The organism is Ruegeria sp. BHSB196, from assembly GCF_059613135.1.
The window spans coordinates 1-4,378 of sequence record NZ_JBXWRY010000072.1; the positions used below are offsets into that span (position 1 = coordinate 1).

Here is a 4,378-nt window from a genome sequence, read left to right on the forward strand (position 1 = left end):
GGGCGAAGCCGGGCAACTCTGACCAAGCAACCCTTGAAAAGTTGCGGTTCCGCGTACGGCCGGGCGGTTTCGGCCATCTCGATATGTTACGAAATTCTGGGTTTCTTGGAAAATACGTTACATTTTGCTTGCCGCGAATCGCATCAAGGCGTATTACCCGACCAAGCGGTCACTTAATGGCACCTACGCAAGACTGGAGTTCTGACGCATGGACGCTTTCATCTGCGACGCGCAGCGCACCCCGATCGGACGCTACGGCGGCGCCTTGTCCCAGGTTCGCACCGACGATCTGGCCGCGATCCCGCTGGCCGCGCTGAAGGAGCGCAACCCGCAGGTGGATTGGGCGAGCCTGGATGACGTGATCCTGGGCGACGCCAACCAGGCCGGGGAAAGCAACCGGAACGTGGCCCGCATGGCCGCGCTGCTGGCCGGTTTCCCGGTCGAGGTTCCGGGCACCACGATCAACCGCCTGTGCGCCAGCGGCATGGACGCGGTCGGCATGGCCGCGCGGGCCATCAAGGCGGGCGACTATGACATGGCCATCGCCGGCGGCGTCGAAAGCATGTCCCGCGCGCCCTTCGTGATGCCCAAGGCCACCAGCGCTTTTTCCCGCGCCAACGCGGTCTATGACACCACAATCGGCTGGCGCTTCGTGAACAAGAAGATGCACGAGATGTACGGCACCGACTCGATGCCGCAGACCGCCGACAACGTGGCCGAGGACTATGACATCAGCCGCGCCGATCAGGATGCCTTTGCCGCGCGCAGTCAGGCCCGCTGGGCCGCGGCGCATCAGGCGGGGGTCTTCGCCGACGAGATCACCCCCGTCACTATCCCGCAGCGCAAGGGCGAACCGTCGGTGGTGGATACCGACGAACATCCCCGCCCCGGCACGACGGCCGAGAAACTGGCGGGCCTGAAAGGGGTCAACGGGCCGGACAAGACGGTGACGGCGGGCAATGCCTCGGGCGTCAATGACGGCGCCGCGGCCATCCTGCTGGCCAACGAGGCGGCGGCGCAGAAGAACGGCCTGACCCCGATCGCCCGCGTCGTGGGCATGTCGGTCGCCGGGGTCGAGCCCCGCGTCATGGGGATCGGCCCGGTTCCGGCCACCCGCAAGGTGCTGGCCCGCGCGGGGCTGAGCATCGATCAGATGGATGTGATAGAATTGAACGAAGCCTTCGCATCGCAGGGCCTCGCCACGCTGCGCGAGCTTGGCGTCGCCGACGATGCACCCCATGTCAATCCCAACGGGGGCGCCATCGCGATCGGCCATCCGCTGGGCATGTCCGGCGCGCGGCTGGTGATGACCGCCGCCTATCAGTTGAGACGCACGGGTGGGCGCTATGCCCTGTGCACCATGTGCGTCGGAGTTGGTCAGGGCGCGGCCCTGATCCTGGAACGCGTGTAAGGGAGGAGACCCGACATGTACGCTCAGATGATCAAGACGGCAGGAACAGGCGTCAAATCCCGCGAGGAAATGACCGAGCAGGAACGCGCCTTTCAGGACAAGATCGACGCCGATATCAAGATCGAGCCCAAGGACTGGATGCCCGACGACTATCGCGCCACGCTGATCCGCCAGATCGGCCAGCACGCGCATTCGGAAATCGTCGGCCAGCTGCCCGAGGGCAACTGGATCACCCGCGCCCCCACGCTGGAGCGCAAGGCGATCCTGCTGGCCAAGGTGCAGGACGAGGCCGGGCATGGCCTCTACCTGTACTGCGCCGCCGAAACGCTGGGCGTTTCGCGCGATGAAATCACCGAGATGCTGCTGGACGGGCGCATGAAGTACTCGTCCATCTTCAACTATCCCACGCTGAACTGGGCCGATATCGGCGCAGTGGGCTGGCTGGTCGACGGGGCGGCGATCATGAACCAGGTGCCGCTGCAGCGCACCTCGTACGGGCCGTATTCGCGCGCGATGATCCGCATCTGCAAGGAAGAAAGCTTTCACCAGCGCCAGGGCTATGACGCGATCCGGAAGATGGCCGAGGGCACGCCCGAACAGCGCAAGATGGCGCAGGATGCGCTGAACCGGTTCTGGTACCCGTCGCTGATGATGTTCGGCCCGTCCGACAAGGACTCGGTGCATTCGGCCCAGTCGATGGCGTGGAAGATCAAGATCAACACCAATGACGAGCTGCGCCAGAAATTCGTGGACCAGACCGTGCCGCAGGCGGAATATCTCGGCCTGACCATTCCCGACCCGGACCTGAAATGGAACGAAGAGCGCGGGCACTACGATTTCACCGAGCCGGATTGGTCCGAATTCTTCGACGTGATCAAGGGCAACGGCCCCTGCAACACCGACCGCCTCGCCGCCCGCAACAAGGCCTGGGACGACGGCAAATGGGTGCGCGACGGGCTGCTGGCCCACGCACGCAAGAAAGCCGCGGCCAAGGTCGCTGCGGAGTAGGACAGGCAGGAATTGCTGCGCGCGGCGTCCGGCTTTTGCCGCCGGCACGACGCCCCGCGCCCAGTCAGGAGGAGAATGACTGATGAAAAACGAATGGCCTCTTTGGGAAATCTTCATCCGCGGTCAGCACGGCATGAGCCACCGCCATGTCGGTTCGTTGCATGCCCCGGACGCCGAGATGGCGATCAAGAACGCCCGTGATGTCTATACCCGCCGAAACGAGGGGGTGTCGATCTGGGTGGTCGAGGCGAAACACATCACCGCCAGTTCGCCCAGCGACAAGGGCCCGCTGTTCGAGCCGTCGGAGTCCAAGGTCTATCGGCACCCGACCTTTTTCGACATCCCCGAAGAAGTGGGGGCGATGTGATGACCCGCGACGAAGCCTTTCTGCAATTCCTGCTCAGGATGGGGGACAACACCCTGATCCTCGGCCACCGGGTCAGCGAGTGGTGCGGCCACGCGCCGGTGCTGGAAGAGGACATCGCGCTGGCCAATACCGCGCTGGACCTGATCGGGCAGACGCAAATGTGGCTGGGCCTGGCCGGCGAGGTTCAGGGCGAAGGCAAGAGCGCCGACGATCTGGCCTTTCTGCGCGACGCCTGGGATTTCCGCAACGTGCTGCTGGTCGAGGTGCCCAACGGCGATTTCGGGCGCACCCTGATGCGCCAGTTACTGTTCGACGCCTGGCACTCGATCATGCTGGGACGGCTGATGAAGTCGTCGGACGAGCGTGTCGCGGCGATCGCCGCCAAGGCCAGCAAGGAAGTGGCCTATCACCTGGAACGCTCCGGCGACACTGTGGTGGGCCTGGGTGACGGCACCGAGGAAAGCCATGCCCGGATGCAGGAGGCGCTGGATTATCTCTGGCCCTACGTGGGCGAGATGTTCGCCAGTGACGAGGTGGATGCCGAAATGGTCGCCGCCGGAATCGCGCCGGACCCCGCCGGCCTGCGCGAGGAATACGATGCGCTGATCGGACGGGTTCTGGGCGAAGCGACGCTCGCCATTCCCGACAGCCGGTTCGCCCACAAGGGCGGGCGCGACGGCCGGATGCATACCGAGCATCTGGGGCATCTGCTGACGCAGATGCAGTGGTTGCAACGCGCCTATCCCGGCGCAACCTGGTAGGTGACGATGACGCGGGCTTCGGTCGAACAGATATGGGCGTGGCTCGACGCCGTGCCCGACCCCGAGATCCCCGTGATCTCGGTCGTCGATCTGGGCATCGTGCGCGATGTGGCCTGGGAGGGCGACACGCTGACCGTTGCGGTGACGCCCACCTATTCGGGCTGTCCGGCGACCTCGGTCATTGCGATGGACATCGAAACCGCCCTGCGCGACCACGGTATCGAGAAGATCAGGCTGGAAACCCGCATCTCTCCGGCCTGGACGACGGATTGGCTCAGCGACAAGGGCCGCGCGAAGCTTGAGGAGTTCGGCATCGCGCCGCCCCAACCGGCCGGCGGCCCCGAACGCTGCCCGCGCTGCGGCAGCAAGGCGGTGGAGAAGGTCAGCCAGTTCGGCTCGACCCCGTGCAAGGCGCATTGGCGCTGCACCGACTGCCTGGAACCTTTCGACTATTTCAAGTGCATCTGAGGAGGACCGGATGGCACGCTTTCACGATCTGGAAGTCACCGACATCCACAAGACCATCCGCGCCGCGGTCGTGGTGACACTCAAGCCCGCCAACGGCGCGGCAGCGGAGTTCGACTTCATCCAGGGCCAGTACCTGACCTTCCGCCGGGATTTCGACGGCGAGGAACTGCGCCGGTCCTACTCGATCTGCGCGGGCAAGGATGACGGCGTTCTGCAGGTGGGCATCAAGCGGGTCGAAGGCGGCGCCTTTTCGACCTGGGCCAATGACGAACTGAAGGTTGGCGACACCCTGCAGGCGATGCCGCCCATGGGCAGCTTCCACACCGCGCTCGACCCGAATGCCCAAAGACACTATCTCGGATT

Annotated in this window: 6 protein-coding genes; all 6 read left to right on the plus strand. The window is 64.9% G+C overall.

The genetic code is table 11. From position 1 onward, the window contains the following. The first annotated feature begins 208 nt into the window (after nucleotides 1–208). Nucleotides 209–1,411, plus strand: a complete 1,203-nt coding sequence (gene pcaF, locus AC2FNJ_RS19875; protein WP_496766760.1) for a 3-oxoadipyl-CoA thiolase — start codon at nucleotides 209–211, stop codon at nucleotides 1,409–1,411. 15 nt (nucleotides 1,412–1,426) lie between these two features. Beyond that, a complete protein-coding gene (paaA, locus tag AC2FNJ_RS19880) occupies nucleotides 1,427–2,419 on the plus strand; it encodes a 1,2-phenylacetyl-CoA epoxidase subunit PaaA (RefSeq protein WP_496766762.1) in 993 nt (330 codons plus the stop codon). Between the two features lie 82 nt (nucleotides 2,420–2,501). Then, the gene (gene paaB, locus AC2FNJ_RS19885) at nucleotides 2,502–2,786 is read left to right on the plus strand and encodes a 1,2-phenylacetyl-CoA epoxidase subunit PaaB (RefSeq protein ID WP_496766764.1); all 285 of its coding nucleotides are present in this window, start codon (nucleotides 2,502–2,504) and stop codon (nucleotides 2,784–2,786) included. Further along, nucleotides 2,786–3,547: a 1,2-phenylacetyl-CoA epoxidase subunit PaaC gene (gene paaC / locus AC2FNJ_RS19890; RefSeq protein ID WP_496766765.1), complete on the plus strand. Its 762-nt coding sequence runs from the start codon at nucleotides 2,786–2,788 to the stop codon at nucleotides 3,545–3,547. The genes paaB and paaC overlap by 1 nt, the downstream gene beginning before the upstream one ends. Before the next feature lie 6 nt (nucleotides 3,548–3,553). Next, nucleotides 3,554–4,015, plus strand: a complete 462-nt coding sequence (gene paaD / locus AC2FNJ_RS19895; protein ID WP_496766766.1) for a 1,2-phenylacetyl-CoA epoxidase subunit PaaD — start codon at nucleotides 3,554–3,556, stop codon at nucleotides 4,013–4,015. Nucleotides 4,016–4,025: 10 nt separating this feature from the next. Further along, nucleotides 4,026–4,378, plus strand: a 353-nt coding sequence (locus AC2FNJ_RS19900; protein WP_496766767.1) for an FAD-binding oxidoreductase, incomplete at its 3' end; no start/stop codon positions are given.

Bases quoted from the DNA above. Each gene is read 5' to 3' on its own strand.
- pcaF (WP_496766760.1), top strand. From the start codon at position 209: ATGGACGCTTTCATCTGCGACGCGCAGCGCACCCCGATCGGACGCTAC.
- paaA (WP_496766762.1), top strand. From the start codon at position 1,427: ATGTACGCTCAGATGATCAAGACGGCAGGAACAGGCGTCAAATCCCGC.
- paaB (WP_496766764.1), top strand. From the start codon at position 2,502: ATGAAAAACGAATGGCCTCTTTGGGAAATCTTCATCCGCGGTCAGCAC.
- paaC (WP_496766765.1), top strand. From the start codon at position 2,786: ATGACCCGCGACGAAGCCTTTCTGCAATTCCTGCTCAGGATGGGGGAC.
- paaD (WP_496766766.1), top strand. From the start codon at position 3,554: ATGACGCGGGCTTCGGTCGAACAGATATGGGCGTGGCTCGACGCCGTG.